The 13,541-nt window shown below is 47.4% G+C and carries 19 protein-coding genes; 5 read left to right on the top strand and 14 right to left on the bottom strand.

Translation table 11 applies throughout. The annotated features are described in order from the left end of the window. The 9 genes from MKY58_RS26905 to MKY58_RS26865 form a co-directional block, all read right to left on the bottom strand. The gene (locus MKY58_RS26905; RefSeq protein WP_339322802.1) at positions 1-162 is read right to left on the bottom strand and encodes a hypothetical protein; all 162 of its coding nucleotides are present in this window, start codon (positions 160-162) and stop codon (positions 1-3) included. A 29-nt stretch (positions 163-191) separates the two neighbouring features. Further along, a complete protein-coding gene (locus MKY58_RS26900) occupies positions 192-509 on the bottom strand; it encodes a DUF960 family protein (RefSeq protein ID WP_339322801.1) in 318 nt (105 codons plus the stop codon). Between the two features lie 26 nt (positions 510-535). Then, positions 536-1,003 (bottom strand): JAB domain-containing protein, encoded by a 468-nt coding sequence (locus MKY58_RS26895; RefSeq protein ID WP_339322800.1) that lies wholly within the window; start codon positions 1,001-1,003, stop codon positions 536-538. Next, positions 1,000-1,365 (bottom strand): hypothetical protein, encoded by a 366-nt coding sequence (locus MKY58_RS26890; RefSeq protein WP_339322799.1) that lies wholly within the window; start codon positions 1,363-1,365, stop codon positions 1,000-1,002. The genes MKY58_RS26895 and MKY58_RS26890 overlap by 4 nt, the downstream gene beginning before the upstream one ends. A gap of 215 nt (positions 1,366-1,580) precedes the next feature. After that, positions 1,581-3,089: a hypothetical protein gene (locus MKY58_RS26885; protein WP_339322798.1), complete on the bottom strand. Its 1,509-nt coding sequence runs from the start codon at positions 3,087-3,089 to the stop codon at positions 1,581-1,583. A 68-nt stretch (positions 3,090-3,157) separates the two neighbouring features. Further along, positions 3,158-3,691, bottom strand: coding sequence for a hypothetical protein (locus tag MKY58_RS26880; protein ID WP_339322797.1), 534 nt, complete (start codon positions 3,689-3,691; stop codon positions 3,158-3,160). A 449-nt stretch (positions 3,692-4,140) separates the two neighbouring features. Further along, positions 4,141-4,644, bottom strand: a complete 504-nt coding sequence (locus MKY58_RS26875) for a hypothetical protein (protein ID WP_339322796.1) — start codon at positions 4,642-4,644, stop codon at positions 4,141-4,143. Positions 4,645-4,866: 222 nt separating this feature from the next. Next, on the bottom strand, positions 4,867-6,018 hold the full coding sequence (locus tag MKY58_RS26870; protein ID WP_339322795.1) for a hypothetical protein: 1,152 nt from the start codon (positions 6,016-6,018) through the stop codon (positions 4,867-4,869). Between the two features lie 101 nt (positions 6,019-6,119). Then, positions 6,120-6,383, bottom strand: coding sequence for a hypothetical protein (locus MKY58_RS26865; RefSeq protein ID WP_339322794.1), 264 nt, complete (start codon positions 6,381-6,383; stop codon positions 6,120-6,122). Positions 6,384-6,637: 254 nt separating this feature from the next. Here MKY58_RS26865 and MKY58_RS26860 point away from each other — a divergent pair, with 254 nt between their 5' ends. Then, complete coding sequence (locus tag MKY58_RS26860; protein WP_339322793.1) at positions 6,638-7,015, top strand: helix-turn-helix transcriptional regulator; 378 nt, start codon at positions 6,638-6,640, stop codon at positions 7,013-7,015. A 52-nt stretch (positions 7,016-7,067) separates the two neighbouring features. On the opposite strand, the gene MKY58_RS26855 is transcribed toward MKY58_RS26860, so the two are convergent. The 3 genes from MKY58_RS26855 to MKY58_RS26845 form a co-directional block, all read right to left on the bottom strand. After that, positions 7,068-7,307, bottom strand: a complete 240-nt coding sequence (locus MKY58_RS26855; protein WP_339322792.1) for a hypothetical protein — start codon at positions 7,305-7,307, stop codon at positions 7,068-7,070. 111 nt (positions 7,308-7,418) lie between these two features. Next, entirely contained in the window at positions 7,419-8,456 is a 1,038-nt protein-coding gene (locus MKY58_RS26850) for a hypothetical protein (protein WP_339322791.1), read from the bottom strand. Positions 8,457-8,527: 71 nt separating this feature from the next. Next, a complete protein-coding gene (locus MKY58_RS26845; protein ID WP_339322790.1) occupies positions 8,528-9,043 on the bottom strand; it encodes a hypothetical protein in 516 nt (171 codons plus the stop codon). Positions 9,044-9,492: 449 nt separating this feature from the next. Here MKY58_RS26845 and MKY58_RS26840 point away from each other — a divergent pair, with 449 nt between their 5' ends. Further along, a complete protein-coding gene (locus tag MKY58_RS26840; protein ID WP_339322789.1) occupies positions 9,493-10,077 on the top strand; it encodes a BglII/BstYI family type II restriction endonuclease in 585 nt (194 codons plus the stop codon). A 64-nt stretch (positions 10,078-10,141) separates the two neighbouring features. Here MKY58_RS26840 and MKY58_RS26835 read toward each other — a convergent pair whose 3' ends face one another. Then, positions 10,142-11,335 carry a DNA adenine methylase gene (locus MKY58_RS26835; RefSeq protein ID WP_339322788.1) on the bottom strand — a complete coding sequence of 398 codons (1,194 nt, stop codon included), beginning with the start codon at positions 11,333-11,335 and terminating at the stop codon, positions 10,142-10,144. A 146-nt stretch (positions 11,336-11,481) separates the two neighbouring features. Here MKY58_RS26835 and MKY58_RS26830 point away from each other — a divergent pair, with 146 nt between their 5' ends. After that, on the top strand, positions 11,482-12,102 hold the full coding sequence (locus MKY58_RS26830; RefSeq protein WP_339322787.1) for a DNA modification methylase: 621 nt from the start codon (positions 11,482-11,484) through the stop codon (positions 12,100-12,102). Between the two features lie 186 nt (positions 12,103-12,288). Next, positions 12,289-12,579, top strand: a complete 291-nt coding sequence (locus MKY58_RS26825) for a DUF3892 domain-containing protein (protein ID WP_339322786.1) — start codon at positions 12,289-12,291, stop codon at positions 12,577-12,579. A 189-nt stretch (positions 12,580-12,768) separates the two neighbouring features. Here MKY58_RS26825 and MKY58_RS26820 read toward each other — a convergent pair whose 3' ends face one another. After that, positions 12,769-12,891, bottom strand: a complete 123-nt coding sequence (locus tag MKY58_RS26820; RefSeq protein ID WP_339322785.1) for a hypothetical protein — start codon at positions 12,889-12,891, stop codon at positions 12,769-12,771. Positions 12,892-12,942: 51 nt separating this feature from the next. On the opposite strand from MKY58_RS26820, the gene MKY58_RS26815 reads away from it, so the two are divergent. Continuing rightward, a complete protein-coding gene (locus MKY58_RS26815; RefSeq protein ID WP_339322784.1) occupies positions 12,943-13,509 on the top strand; it encodes a hypothetical protein in 567 nt (188 codons plus the stop codon). Positions 13,510-13,541 lie beyond the last annotated feature (32 nt).

The raw sequence follows: 13,541 nt of genomic DNA, 5'->3' as shown, positions 1-13,541 counted from the left end.
CTACGCCACAATCTGCGCTTCGATGCCCAGACTTGCGAGGTAATTCAGCCAGAAGGCTGCGCGCTGTTGCCGCTCCTGTTCGGCATCGAGGTACTGGCAGATCATGTCGGCAAGGACATCGATAAACAGGTCTTGTTCGTTCGATTCTTGTATGGTATTCATGGCTGATTCCTCCCTGTTGTTTGTAGTTTTCAGTATTCTTCGGGTAGCATGATTTGGGCGTGAATGCCCTCGTCGACGATCCAGACGGTGAGGTCGACGGGATTTTCGATGCCGCCAAGCGTGTATTCGGTGCGTCTTTCAGGCTGCTCCTGACGATGGATGATATGCTGAACCTTCTGCCCCTCGATGTCTCGCACCGACAAATCGAAGATTTGCAGGTAGTCCATCTCCAGGTCCTGGTCCAGCTGCGCGTCAATAAATTTAAACAGGATGTACGGCAATTCATGGGGAAGGTTGTCCCAGATTCCTTTGGTCGCCGCGCGCGGAGCGAAAGTGAGTTTTGCCATCGGTGGTCGTGCCCCTTTCTAAATATTTACATTAGTCCTCGTTCTTTCAGGCTGACAAAGTTCCCTTCTCCCAGCACGATGTGGTCGAGAAGCTCGATCCCCATAAGCAAACCCGCATCCCGAATGCGTTCCGTGATTTCGACATCTTCGGAGCTTGGCGTCGGGTCCCCGCTCGGATGGTTGTGGCATCCGATGATGGATGCGGCATTGGCGAGAATGGCGAGCTTGTAGGTTTCCCTCGGATGCACCAGCGAGGCGTTGAGCGTCCCGCAGGATACCATGTGTATGGCTGTCGGCTGGTTCTTGGTGTCCAAAGTGAGGATGCAGAACGCCTCCCGGTCAAAGTCACCGAGAAATTGGAGAAATAAGTCAGCGGCATCGGCCGCCCTGTAGATTCTCCGCTGTGGGTACAGGATGGACGTTTTCTCGCGAACCAGCCGCAGGCTCACCACCTGAACCCTTTTCGCTGGCTTTTCAATTTCGTTTACCGTCATTCCGGATCGGCCTCCTCTTCAATAGCCTGTAAGGCAAGCCATGTTTCCAGTTCGACCTCCTGCTCTCCCTTCAAGGAGAACACGCTTGTGAAGCTCTCGTTATCGTGCATGAGCATGATCCGGTAGTACGGGATGCCTTTAATTGTAAGCAGCTCGACGAACTCTACATTCAGGTAGGGATACCTGAGGCCGAGTGAGAAGATGGAGGCTTTCGGTTCCTGGGGTTCCAGGCACACGATGCTGTAGCCTCTGCCGTCTAGCCGAAAGCCGTCTCCCTTACCGTCGAAATCCAGCAGCTTGCGAAGCTGGTCGAGCTCTTCTCTTGCTGCGCGTATCAGGACGGGCGCGCATTTGTGAGCCATGGTGTCTATGTCTGTCGTGCAGTGAATGTTTAACATATAGGTTTCGCCTCCAAGCGGGTATTGTTCCGCCCCTGTTACTCAAGGGGTACAAGGAAATAATATATATCTGAAATTTCAGACATTCCGCTTGGGGCGACCCCAATCTTTTTGCCTTCTAATTTTTGCCCGAACCGGCGCTTGTGCCTGGACGATCGGGGCGGTAAGGACGGTTTCCTTCAGGGGTTCATTTTCCCTCTGCGTCTCTTCTTGAGGGAGAGGGAAGAAACCGGCTTGTAGTGTTCGTTGGTAATGATGATCTTTCTGTCGCCTGTTTTCCGGGATTCGAAGAAAAGTCCGGCCTGTTCCAGATTCGACCGCAGGTTGTTCATCCGCCGGGTGAGAGCGTTCGGGCTCTCGGGCCAGTTCCTTCCGGAGATGCGGATGGCGTTTCTCATGCATACATCCTGAAGCGCCGTGTACAGGGCGGTTGGGCTGCTCTCCCATTCCCGCCGGTCTTCCATGAGCTTCAAGAGGGCCGCTGCTACGGGGTTATTGTGCAGGATTTCCTGGCTTGCGCATTGCTGATTTTCATTATAGGCTCTCAGGAAAAGCTGACCTGGTTTCCCCATGGCCTCGGCAATGGCGTACCCCCATCTGGCAAAGTCGGCCATCCTTGGCTTCTCGGCAAGCTCCACTTGTGGGAAAATGGCCATCGCCTTGGAGAGCAAGAGAAGGCACGAGCCCAGGATTTGGGGCAGGTCCTTTCGAAAAGCATCCCATACTTCCCCTTCATCCTTTCGTTCGGAGGGCGGGATGCGCTTGAATTCGATGACAATGGAGCGGTCCAACAGGTCTGAGCGCGTAACGACAATGTTTATTCCGTTAAGCATGACGCAGCGTTTGAGCTGGAGTATGACTTCCTCGTCGTCGGTATAAAGTCTTCTTTTGGCGATGCTGCCCCCAGTGGCTGCCATGCATAACAGGTCGCTCCGTTCGGGCGATAGGTGATCAAGATTGTCGAAACCCGGCATGTAGTTGTTGCTTAGAATGATGCCCAGGTTGTCGGTGCTGTTGGGCATGGAAAGCAAATCCGTTCTCGCAGGGTCGACGATGGCGCGAATCATCCGCATGGAAGTGGACTTCGCGGCGCCTTTCTCCCCGGCGAGCACGAGAAGCGGATGAGGCATTTCCGGAATGAAACAGCTAACAATGTAGACGGCCAGTAAGAAGAGGTCCTTTTTAAGCTGGGTTCGGAAATGTTTCGACAGCAATTTAAGCAGGTCGTGCTCCTCATCGAAATCAGGCCACACCTGCGGAGCCGTATTCGTGGTACGGTGGAAGATGCCGGGCCCGTTTTTATATGCCCGGCATCCATTGGGGCCGATGATGACGGCACCGGACTGCGAATCGGCCAGGTCGTAAACAATGCGTCCGTCCTTTGCAAGAGCTACACGCCTGGATAGCTTTCTGACCTTTCCATCGAATGTAGCAATGGACTCGAAGTGATAGGCTGCTTGCTTCAATGCTTCCAGGCTCACAGGCTTGCCTGTAGCGTTATAGAAACGTTGGTGAAGGAAAAGCTTGTATGCTTTGCTGTTAACCTTCAGGGAGCGCCGGACATTCTTTTCCGTGATCTCTACGTATGCTTCGCCTAAATTATCCATGAAGTACACGCCGTCAGCGCCGAGATTGATTAGCTTCTGTACATCGGTTTCCTTCGGGTTTTCCCCAAGCCTGCTTTTCATTCTGAATCCCTCTTTCCGAATGTGGTTTTTAACAAACGAGTTGCTTAAAGTGTGTCCTGCAAGCGTGACTAGAAAAGGTCATCCCAGTCAAGCTCGTCAATATCGTCTTCTGTGTTTCCGTTGGCATCCTCTTCGTACGCAAGGAGGCCCTCATCCATCACGCCGGTATCGTCTTCTGAATCAGGAAAGTCGTCCTCCGGGTCCCAATCGGTACGGGCGATTTCTTCCTCGGTCGCCGCCCGAATATCTACGATGGTGTAATTTCCCTCTGTGTTACCCATTGTCCCCATTGAAATAGTCGATATTATAGCCGTACCAAGGAGATCTTCCGGGTTCAGGTATCCACCTTCCAAGGGAAGACACTGGAGCACGGTGAGAGTATGAATGAATTGACTACCCGGCTCCCAGTCCACAGGGACGACATGTTCCAGGTAATAGGGGTGATCGCTTCCCTCGGGTAGGAGATGAAGACCAAGCCTTAGTTTTGCCGGGGATTCCCCATCTGCACAGTGGCATTCCGAGCGAACGATGACACCCAGATGATCGCCGTCCTCCAACTGCGAAAGGTTGGGGCATGGGCGGTACAATTTGTCTACTTGCATTTCTAGCACTCCCTCTTCTTTTGATAGGCCCCGCCTTGCCGGCCGGTTACCGCCCGGATCGACCTTTCCGTCCCGAAAGAAGCAGGGCGGGTTTGGCGTCTGTGGCGGAATGTTGTACACTGGCAGGCAGTCTTTGCAGCGGGGATTTCCCAGTGGTACATTTGGTGCTTGTCTGTTTTGTTTTCAAGGTGCGTTTGTTTATGTAATTATCATATTGGATGCCTGTATTTCTGTCATTCTGCGCCAAGCGGGACTGGCCAGGGGCGATCAGACTGATTGGGGAGGGGGAACTGCCGGATACGGCTTCCGCTATTTTCGTTGTTTTTGAAATCCCTGAATTTTGGAGGGGAAATCATACTTTCTTAGCGGATTTCCTCTTTCATTCTCTTCTTTTCTCGAAAATAGAAAAAAGAAGAGTCCAGGGCTTGTACAGGGCTCTTCCTTTTGTTTCACGAATCGGTATCCTGCGCCTTAAGCGCACGCTTTTGCTCTCTCTTCTGCCTAGCCTCTTGAAGTAGCACTTTTAGCTCAGTTTCCGGGGTGTGTTTGAGCAGGGTGGTTATAAGCTGTTCTTTGTTCAGGTGCTTGAGAAGTCGGGCCCGTTTCTTGGACTTGTCCTCTTCCTTTTCCTGTTGCTCTCTATTCTTTGCCCTCTCGATGGCGGTTCTGGTCTTACGCTTGTTTCCAAGGGCTTTAGAAAGTTCATTTGCCATTTCCCTGCACTCAATCTTGGCACGCTCACATTCACTCCGATCCGGGAAGAGCTGATTCATGTTCTGATTGGTAGTGAGGATTTTGTGGAGAGTAGGAATACGGCTGGGGGCAACAAATTTTCGCGCTTGTTGTTTTTGGGTCACATCTATACCGAATTCATCGTATAAGCAGTGACACTTTTCAACCAACTTTTTCAGGTTCCGGCCCTTTGGTGATAATCTAAGAATGTTACTGTTCATGTTGATAATGCTTCCTCCATTTTTCGCCCCTATTCTTTCTTTAATTATATATGTCGGTTGGAGAGAGTGCATTTTGGAAGGTGTATGCGATGCTGGTATGTTATGTTCTCCCGTCTCGATCGAGTGAGGGAAATGGAAGGGAGGGGTGACCTCATCAAAAGGAAAAAAAGAAGACCCGATTAAATAGGAAGAATCGGATCTTCTCACCATGTCGGCTAGCGCCTACTTTTTCAGCCACTCCAGCCATTTCGTGTTGACTTGTTCGAAGCTACCGAACGTTTGAACAAAGGCCTTTTCCATCGTCGGCTGTGTGCTTGCCAGGAAGCTGTTGAACTTGTCGCTACCGTAGGTTTCGTACAAGAATGCTGTAAACATGTAACCGCCGATATACTGTGTTTTCACGGAAATATTGTCTTTATAGATGATGATATGCTCCTGAGGCTTCTCAAGTATGATTGGTTTCCAGTGTGTCTTGTCTTTCTTGAGATCGTCGGTATCTTTTGCCGCCAGGTATTCTGCTTGTCCCTCCTTGATCCATTGCATCTCTTCTCCACCGGTAAACCATCCTGTTTTATCTCCCCGGCGAATTGTTTCTTGTAAAAGGGTTTGCGGAGTGTGGATGTATTCGTGCTTGAACAAATGGGTGAAGTAAGACGGATCATCGTAAGTGCCCCCATCGAGCGTACAGCACTTTTTCTGATAAGCGGACGGCGTCAGAACGTGAATCTCTGTCTTCAATACATTGTCAGTGCCATAGGTTTTATTATAGGCGTTCCCCTCATCAACATTATCGATCGCAACAGGATGCAAATAAATATAGATTGGATGAAGACCGTCGTTCAGAATGCTACCGATCTCTGGCACGAGGGATGCAAACTCTGTGGTTGCGACGTTGTACCCTTGTTCGAAATCGGCAGCGGCTTTTTCTACGTCCTTTTCATATTGCTTCGTGTATAGGAGCGTAAAATGCTTTGAATGATATTCCAGCCAGCCGTCTGCATTATTTTTGGTTGATTGTGCCTGGGCCAGAAGCTGCTTCAGAGTGGAGACCTGGCCTTGAAGCTTCTGAATTTGCGCTTTGTCCTGATCCTTCTTATAGCTATTGAACATGAAGGTGCTCGTTTTGGAGTCGAACGCATAATTTGCCTGGAAGACCGTTCCGATGGCTGGTGCAGCGATGTATGTAGTCCCGTTCTGAGCGATCGTTGCGGGTACCATTTTGTCTCCGACCTGTATCTTGCCCTTGTTCGTAGTCAGGGTAAATCCGTCCAGCCCGATCTTGAGAATGGGGTTCGTGGCTGCTGTAGCTACTCCGAACCCAAGCAGAAACACGCAGAGTAGTGAGACAATGACTTTGACCTTCGAAAGCTTCATTTTCTAGTATCCCCTCTATGTTTAATTTCGACATCAGACAATAATTCTCGATATGTCAGGAAAATCCTTCCTGCATGTGGGAAATTCATAATTCATTGGGCTTATTCCTGCTGGTTCTTTGGAACTCCTTTTTTGGCTCCATAAGCGATTAGTGCAAGGACGACGCCAATGATGGCAGTCCAGATGTAATGGTGTTTGATAAAGCCGATTCCCCACTCTACAATGGCAAAACCGATCATGACGCAGATGCCGAAAACGACGATCATGCTGTAGAACCCGCCGAAGGTAATGCTGAACATCCGATTCAGCATAATAAATAGGACAATACCAACGATAAGGCCGAGAATGATTCCGAATGTGCTCACTTGCAAATCGCTCCTATGTTAGAAATTTGGTCTGCAAAAATGCTGTGTCATAAGTAGTTCTTTGTTCTTCTCCTTTCGTAATGGTGGCCGTACCCACGCAAGTAAAATGTCGAATTTGTGCGTCTCAGGTACTATTCGTACTATATCCTCATTATAAGAACTTATAAGTATTATTTACAACATTTTCTTCTAGTTTGGTGCTCTGTCCGATAGAGATGTTATTTCCTACCCTTTGGATAAGGGTGGTGGTAGGAATGTCTGACTTCTTGGCGCTGGTAGGCGCCAGAATCAAGCAGTTAAGAGTGCAGAAGGGACTGTCGCAGGCCAGGCTGGCAGAGTTGGCCGAGCTACAGGATTCGTATATCGGGGGCGTAGAGAGGGGGAACCGGAACATCTCTCTGAATTCACTGGAAAAAATCATGTCGGCCCTGGGGGCCGACCCGGTAGAGGCACTTAAGTTTGGTAGACTGGACGAGGTCGCGGATTTGGACGGGGAATTGGAAAAGCAGGAGATCTTGGACATTCATTTGTACCTGCTCAGGGACCGCAGTCTGCCGGAAATCAAGCTGGTGCATCGTATGGCGAAGGACATGTTCGATACCTTTGACAGGAAAGCAGAGCACGAATCGTGAGAAGGGGGCGAGCGGGCAGCGTAGGCTGCAGCGCTCGCCCTTTTATTTATTATCACGGCCTTACCGCTCGGTAAATGAGACTAAGCCTGCACTTCAATGGCTTCCGATCTGCTTTTGAAAACTGGCAATGAGCTTCGAGACCCACTGGGAATGCGGTGGAGATGTTGAGGCTGAGAGAATGCTTGTTCACATAAAGAAGAACGCCGGTCGGCAGGTTCTGTGACGCCTCGGCCTGTTCCGGCAGCTGATCTGCCTTCTTTGCCAGTTGGGGGTTTCGGTTTGTCTTGGACATAGGTGAGTCTCCTTTTCAATGGAAATTGATGTTATTCAGGATTTGTTGCTGTTCCAAAAATCGTCGGTACCGTCCTTGTCGCTGTCGACGCAAATGACGCAAGCTTGCGGGTCAAGTACGGGCGTACTTCGGATTGATAGTGATAGATGCATCCGCATGCTTGCGATAAAAGCGCATGTCCCGGCTCGATTGGTTGGCCTGGGCGGTGAACGCCGCATGTAGCGTCCCATCCTCGAATGTAAAGAAGTCACGTCCCTTCTGGCCCCCAAAGAGGGCGATCATGGCGTAGTGGTAGCTGCCCGGATTGCAGACGCCGCCGCTTCCGAGCGGAACAAGTTCGGCAACTTCCCCGACGGTCAGCTTTTCCTTGCGTTCCGGCTGCCTGTCGAGGGCGAGGAGCAGGCAGGCGAACAGCACGTCCGCATTTGCCCTTCCCGCTATTCGTTCGGGAGCGTATTTCTTGCAGTCGATGGTTCCCCAATTCAGTGATTGAATCACGGGCTCAATGGTGGGCGGAGTCTTGCCCGCCAGCTTGGCCAGGGCGTGCCGGTTCCCGTATGCCTTCAGGAAGCGGTCCAGCTGGACACGCGCCCGATCCGCATCTTTGGGCTGCATCTTGGGGAGCAGTGCCCGGAAAAAGTCGGTGTAACGCAGGAGTACGTCCAGGCTGAAGCCGTCGTCAGGCTCGCCGCCATCATGCCCGACCTCCTTGAGGAGGTCCCACATCGCTTCTAACCGCTGTGCGTCCGCCAGCTCTAGCGCGTCAGGGCAGATCAGATGGGCGAGAAATGAGGCGGTATCGAAGGCGAGGGGGTCGTTTTCGAGCCTGTTTGTCCAGAAGTCGAACACATGGGCGGGTTCAGCAGCCTCCTCCCGCACGAACTCCGGCCATAACCTGACGACGGACAGGGCAGTCTGCCGCTGGGCGTAGGGCGCGTCTTTCCGCTGCCAGAGTCCGCCGCGCCAGGACAGCGCTGTGCGAATCGTCTTCGGGTCGACTGCCTTCGGATCGGAGAACTGCTCGCGCCACTGGTTGAGCGGTTCTGTTGGGTACTTGGCGTAGGGGAAGTGCGACATGTGCTTGTCGAAGTGATCGTTAATGTAAGCAACGACGGATTTTTTCTTATTCTCACTGATGGTTAGGGCCATTGTGGGCTCCTCCTTTTTCGTTTTGATAGCTGACTTGTCGGAATAGACGTAATTGACGAAATTCTGTTTGGTCAGAAGGGTAGGTCAAGTTCATCGTCTATCATGCATCTGTCTTCCTTCTGATCGTCCTTTAACTGTGGCTCGGCGAAGTCCTTGTCATGGCCGTTCAGGGAAATCCACTGCTCAGGTGTCAGAAACGGGTCCCTAAGCTGAATGTAGAAAGGTTCTGCGAGATCTCGTACCCATCGGAGTGCGTCGGGGATAGTCCCGCCATGAAAAATGGGAGGTCCCTCTGCCCAGAGGTCCTCCCACACGAAATCTGCTATCTGGTTTTCTTGGTCTAGCCTAACGTAGACGTCTGTTCCGTCTACGTAGTCGTTAGTTCCGGCTTCGTCGGTCGTACGGAGAATGAGGCGTACAACATGGGTAGGTATTTCTGCGTATGCATTAGGAGCATTCAGTTTCCCAAGGTAATCGACGGCCGCTGCTGCCATAATCCAGACATTTTGCTGATGTGGCCCGTTAAAACCGCTGGTTTCTAATTGTTTTTTCAATAAAGACAAAATTACATTTTGATGAGTTGTCATTTTTTTGGATTCTCCTTCTTGTTTGGTCTGTATTCTTGGCACTTAGAAGGTATGTTTTAGGTGGGAAATATACAAGTACACAGTAATAGAGACAGGCCAAAACAATGCCGTCATAATAGGGGAAAATCGTTAAAAAGTAAGAGCGTCTTGTGCTTGGAGTTTGGGATGCTCCGTTTGATGGCATAGAATCGTGTTTCTGCTTTTATGCTGAATATGTGGCCCAGTGACTTAGGATTATGAAATGTCTTTTGATTTTGAAGGGTGTTCATACTGGCATATCTTAGGGGTTGGCATCAAGGACCTTGATTTGATTTTTTATTGCCTTAAAATAAGGGTATTCACCGACATCAAGGACCTTGACTTTGTATATTGTCCTGGAATATAATTCAATCAAGGACCTTGATTTCTTGAGATATCTCATCTAACAACTTTTAGAGGTGGTATAAAATATGTCAATAGTTGATATCCCTAAGCAAATTCATGACAAGTTTCATATTATTGAAAGGAATCATGCCAGTGCTATTCTTATGACAGATTTTCGAGAAGAATACGAGGAGATTATTACTGTACTTGGGGAATTTGTCTTAAAGAAGGAGGACATCCTCACTCCAGGTGGGAGAAAGTCACCTATTTCTGAGAAGCTTGATAGCAAGTTCTATTCATTTGGATGGAAAGAGCAACAATTCCATATTGATATTATGGTAGACGATGTGCCATATCATACACCTTCTCATAAAGTGGACTGTTTTAAAAACCGTGTGGGTATCGAGATTGAGTGGAATAATAAGGATCCCTTCTATGACAGAGATTTGAATAACTTCCGTCTACTGCATGAAGTGAATGCTTTGAGCGTAGGTGTTATCATAACGAGATCAGAAGGATTGCAGTCAGTTTTCAATCAACTGGGGAAAGGTAGTTCCTATGGACCATCAACCACGCATTTTGGAAAGCTGAAACCGCGAATCGACGGGCGAGCTGGTGGTGGATGCCCTCTGCTTGTGTTTGCTATTGAGAAACAGTGTTACGTTGAGTAGATGGAACGAACAAAAAGGATCATCCTTTATCATAACATAAAGAATGATCCTTTATTATAATCTCTTAAACTTGTTTGGCAATAATTAGTGCCTCTTGAACATTTCTACTCTTATCTTCTCTTCTGCCCATCGTGCTGTGTAAATAATCTACGGTTTTGGTGTCAATAATATAGTGACTTCCGAGTGTTCTTGTGGCCAAGTCAATAAGAGCATCCAAATCAATCATTCCCGTGTTGCTATAACTCAAGACAAGATTAGCCTCCTTGTTACTTACTCTTTGGAACATTTCTCGAAATGCATCTTCTACTTGAGTTCTAATACAAAATGGTGACTGATGTCTGTCAGTCCTATATCTGCCTTTGTGTCGAACTTCTGGATAGTCATATTTCACCAACGTTTCAATGGCGTGATAGAATCTGGAATAATGAACAAAGGCATACGGAGGATCAGCATAAACTACAGCATGTTTAGGGAGTTGCCCAAGGCAATCACGATAGTCCATACAATAGGTATCAAATGAGAAATTGTTTGTACTTAAGGTTTGCTGCAGTTCTTCCATTTTTCTAATGAAGAAAGGGGTAATTTCCTTTCTTCGATAAGTCAAAATGTCCTCCATGGAGGATTGACTTGTAGCGTCTCGATATTGTGCATAATGCCCGGTACTTTGGGAATTGTAAGACATCGCGAACATCAATGAGGCCAATATCGCGTGATAGAAATGGGTTTCCTTATACTCCTCAGCGGTTGCTCTATAAGCATCGATCCATACGCATTGACTAAAGGACCAGTATGTTCCGGAATAGTTCTTTGCAAATAAATGATAGTCAAAGGAACTAAAATCGTAGTCGATAAGTTGACGTTGCTTTTCTTCTAGCGACACAAATTCACCCACAGTGAAATCTTGTTCATAATCGAAGTTCAGATCTGGGAAAGCTTCAAAGAAATTGTTAGCTTTCTCACTTGCCGAAGAAACCACATCTTGAACAAGTGAAGGGCAAGATTCCCAATTATAGCTGGTTAGATAAGCTCTGGCCAAGACAGCGGAGTAGGCTTGAATATCGTTACTAATCATATGAGTTTGATTTCTGAGAATGCCGGATAGTACGCTAGACCCTGCGAACAAATCACAAACAGGCCCAACTGTCTTAACTTCGTTGATTGCTTCCACAACAAAGTTGATGATCTTTCGTTTGGAACCCATGTATTTTATAAAATGAGGGACTTCTACTTCCTTGTTAAGCATCGCTATGTTATCCATGTGGTTTACCGCCTTATACTTTGTACTTTATTCTTAGGTGACATGATGATATTATAGAATAATAAAGTAAATATAATTATAATGCATTGGAGCAAAGCATGCCCACTTTTTTTTGGGTGTGCTTTTTTGCGTTCAGAGGAGGTTTTATGAGAAGCGTTCTATCTTATCCGGTAAGGGGTAAATGGGGAAAGTCAGACTACAGGGGAAATTGCTCGGGATATGTCATTTTAGACTTATTGAAGTTTTATAAACCTCAAAAGTTTTTAGAAGTATTTGCTGGCGGAGGGACAGGTTACGAGGTGGCTAAAGAGTTAGGGTTCACCAATTCCGTTCACCTTGACCTCAATCCACAGTGGGGCGGATGGAATGCTTTAAAAGATGAGGTACCAGTAAGTACCGATTTGATATTTAGCCATCCTCCTTATTTTGATATGGTTGTCTACTCAGGGCAAGTGTGGGGTGAAGCCCATGACGATGACCTCTCTAGAGCACTGAGCTACCAGGATTACATAGATAAATTAGACAGAGTAAATATAAAACTAATGAATAGCCTTCGGGTAGGTGGTAGATTGGCTATCTTGATCGGTGACTATAGAAGGAACGCCAAGTACTACTCTATAATCAAGGACATGAATTACCCAGGAACCTTAGAATCACATATCATTAAGCTCCAGCACAATGTAGCATCTGGACGGTATCAATACCGAGGGCGATTTGTACCAATTGTCCATGAACATCTGTTGATTTTCCGAAAGACGACAAGATAACCATTGAATATAGAAAAGGCAGCTTTGCTCCCTTTTCTATGATTTGAAACGAACAACAGAAGCAATGGCATTGTTGAGGAGTTACACTCCAATTTAGAACATATGTTCTTGACAGGAACGTATGTTTTATATATCCTATAAAAAGGAAAAGTCAGTACTAATTATATTTCTAAGGGAGGCTTCAGAATGGCTGATAGGCATCAGATTACATGTGTTAACAAGTCCGAAAGATATAACCCACATGAAAGAATCACACATGTTGGTGGTAAAAATGCAAACGGAACAAGATGGCGTATTACACAGCAGGACGCAATACAAGGAATTGAAAATGGAAAGTGGGCCTTCTATGTGAGTGCGGGTGGAAGGACCGTAGATGTGATTGTAGCCAAAAGTCAGTATGGTCACAAGTATTTAAAAACAGTGGCCGATGGTTCCCAACCTGATAATCTACTTAGCTTGTCTGAATGCCCTTTGTGAGTTTTCCAAACCAGTCTTTCTTGAATTCAAATTAAACCAAGCTCAAGGCACCCGAATGGGTGCCTTTCAATTTCGCTCTATAGATGTTACGGTGAACCGTATCATAAGTGACAGCGAAAAATGGCCGTTTGGAGGTTCACCCGTACGGCCAAAGTCACGTGTTTAGTCACAAAAGGTTCGGTACTGTATTTAGAAGGATCCAAAGCGTCTGCCTGCGGCCACGCCTTGGGGGGATATGCGTTCAATCTCGGCCAGATCGTCAGCTGTCAGCTTCACTTGCAGCGCGCCGAGGTTTTCTTGTACACGTTCCAATCGTTTCGTTCCCGGAATGGGAACGCATAAAAGAGGAAGAAGGAGCTTTAAATGATCTACAAATTTACAGAAGTGCTGAATGATCTGATAGACTATTTCATTCTCGGGGATATTCTGCTGCTGGAGAGCTGGAAACAGGCCAATCATCATTCTGACAACTTAGCAATGGAATTTACAACAAACGAAAGCGGCGATCGTGCCGTGCTTGATGGTATCGTACTTCCAATGGCAGGGATTGAAAACTATCCCTATACAATTATATTTAATCTTTCTGGTAATACACCGGAATTGTTAAAATCAGATAGCCATTTACAATTTAGACGTGGTGGCTATTCGCTTAAAGTTGAGAACAACATACTGATGTTGTTTACTTGGCGAATACTAGAACAATTCACTAACGAAAGAGTCAACGCTTTACTTAATCATTACCGGCAATACAAAAAGCCGATGATTGAAATTGAAAACGGCTGGTACAGCATAGAAATATTGGGTGGGGAAACGTTGCAGGATTCATATTACGAATCCACATTTGAGTTTGTTTTGCAAAAGACAGAAAGGAAGGGGCCAGCGGAATTTGACATCAATTTAGATTTTAAGATTGAAAGTTCCACCTACTAAAATAGAAGTTTGCCAACCCTCGCATCGGTAAA

The organism is Paenibacillus sp. FSL W8-0194 (assembly GCF_037969745.1).
In the GTDB taxonomy this organism is placed as follows: domain Bacteria; phylum Bacillota; class Bacilli; order Paenibacillales; family Paenibacillaceae; genus Paenibacillus_AQ; species Paenibacillus_AQ cookii.
Note: the sequence above shows the minus strand (reverse complement) of the source record. Positions and strands in the feature narration are given on the sequence as shown.

What these genes read in the sequence shown, in the direction of transcription:
- MKY58_RS26905 (WP_339322802.1), bottom strand. Translation starts at nt 162, where the DNA reads ATGAATACCATACAAGAATCGAACGAACAAGACCTGTTTATCGATGTC.
- MKY58_RS26900 (WP_339322801.1), bottom strand. Translation starts at nt 509, where the DNA reads ATGGCAAAACTCACTTTCGCTCCGCGCGCGGCGACCAAAGGAATCTGG.
- MKY58_RS26895 (WP_339322800.1), bottom strand. Translation starts at nt 1,003, where the DNA reads ATGACGGTAAACGAAATTGAAAAGCCAGCGAAAAGGGTTCAGGTGGTG.
- MKY58_RS26890 (WP_339322799.1), bottom strand. Translation starts at nt 1,365, where the DNA reads ATGGCTCACAAATGCGCGCCCGTCCTGATACGCGCAGCAAGAGAAGAG.
- MKY58_RS26885 (WP_339322798.1), bottom strand. Translation starts at nt 3,089, where the DNA reads ATGAAAAGCAGGCTTGGGGAAAACCCGAAGGAAACCGATGTACAGAAG.
- MKY58_RS26880 (WP_339322797.1), bottom strand. Translation starts at nt 3,691, where the DNA reads ATGCAAGTAGACAAATTGTACCGCCCATGCCCCAACCTTTCGCAGTTG.
- MKY58_RS26875 (WP_339322796.1), bottom strand. Translation starts at nt 4,644, where the DNA reads ATGAACAGTAACATTCTTAGATTATCACCAAAGGGCCGGAACCTGAAA.
- MKY58_RS26870 (WP_339322795.1), bottom strand. Translation starts at nt 6,018, where the DNA reads ATGAAGCTTTCGAAGGTCAAAGTCATTGTCTCACTACTCTGCGTGTTT.
- MKY58_RS26860 (WP_339322793.1), top strand. Translation starts at nt 6,638, where the DNA reads ATGTCTGACTTCTTGGCGCTGGTAGGCGCCAGAATCAAGCAGTTAAGA.
- MKY58_RS26855 (WP_339322792.1), bottom strand. Translation starts at nt 7,307, where the DNA reads ATGTCCAAGACAAACCGAAACCCCCAACTGGCAAAGAAGGCAGATCAG.
- MKY58_RS26850 (WP_339322791.1), bottom strand. Translation starts at nt 8,456, where the DNA reads ATGGCCCTAACCATCAGTGAGAATAAGAAAAAATCCGTCGTTGCTTAC.
- MKY58_RS26845 (WP_339322790.1), bottom strand. Translation starts at nt 9,043, where the DNA reads ATGACAACTCATCAAAATGTAATTTTGTCTTTATTGAAAAAACAATTA.
- MKY58_RS26840 (WP_339322789.1), top strand. Translation starts at nt 9,493, where the DNA reads ATGTCAATAGTTGATATCCCTAAGCAAATTCATGACAAGTTTCATATT.
- MKY58_RS26835 (WP_339322788.1), bottom strand. Translation starts at nt 11,335, where the DNA reads ATGGATAACATAGCGATGCTTAACAAGGAAGTAGAAGTCCCTCATTTT.
- MKY58_RS26830 (WP_339322787.1), top strand. Translation starts at nt 11,482, where the DNA reads ATGAGAAGCGTTCTATCTTATCCGGTAAGGGGTAAATGGGGAAAGTCA.
- MKY58_RS26825 (WP_339322786.1), top strand. Translation starts at nt 12,289, where the DNA reads ATGGCTGATAGGCATCAGATTACATGTGTTAACAAGTCCGAAAGATAT.
- MKY58_RS26815 (WP_339322784.1), top strand. Translation starts at nt 12,943, where the DNA reads ATGATCTACAAATTTACAGAAGTGCTGAATGATCTGATAGACTATTTC.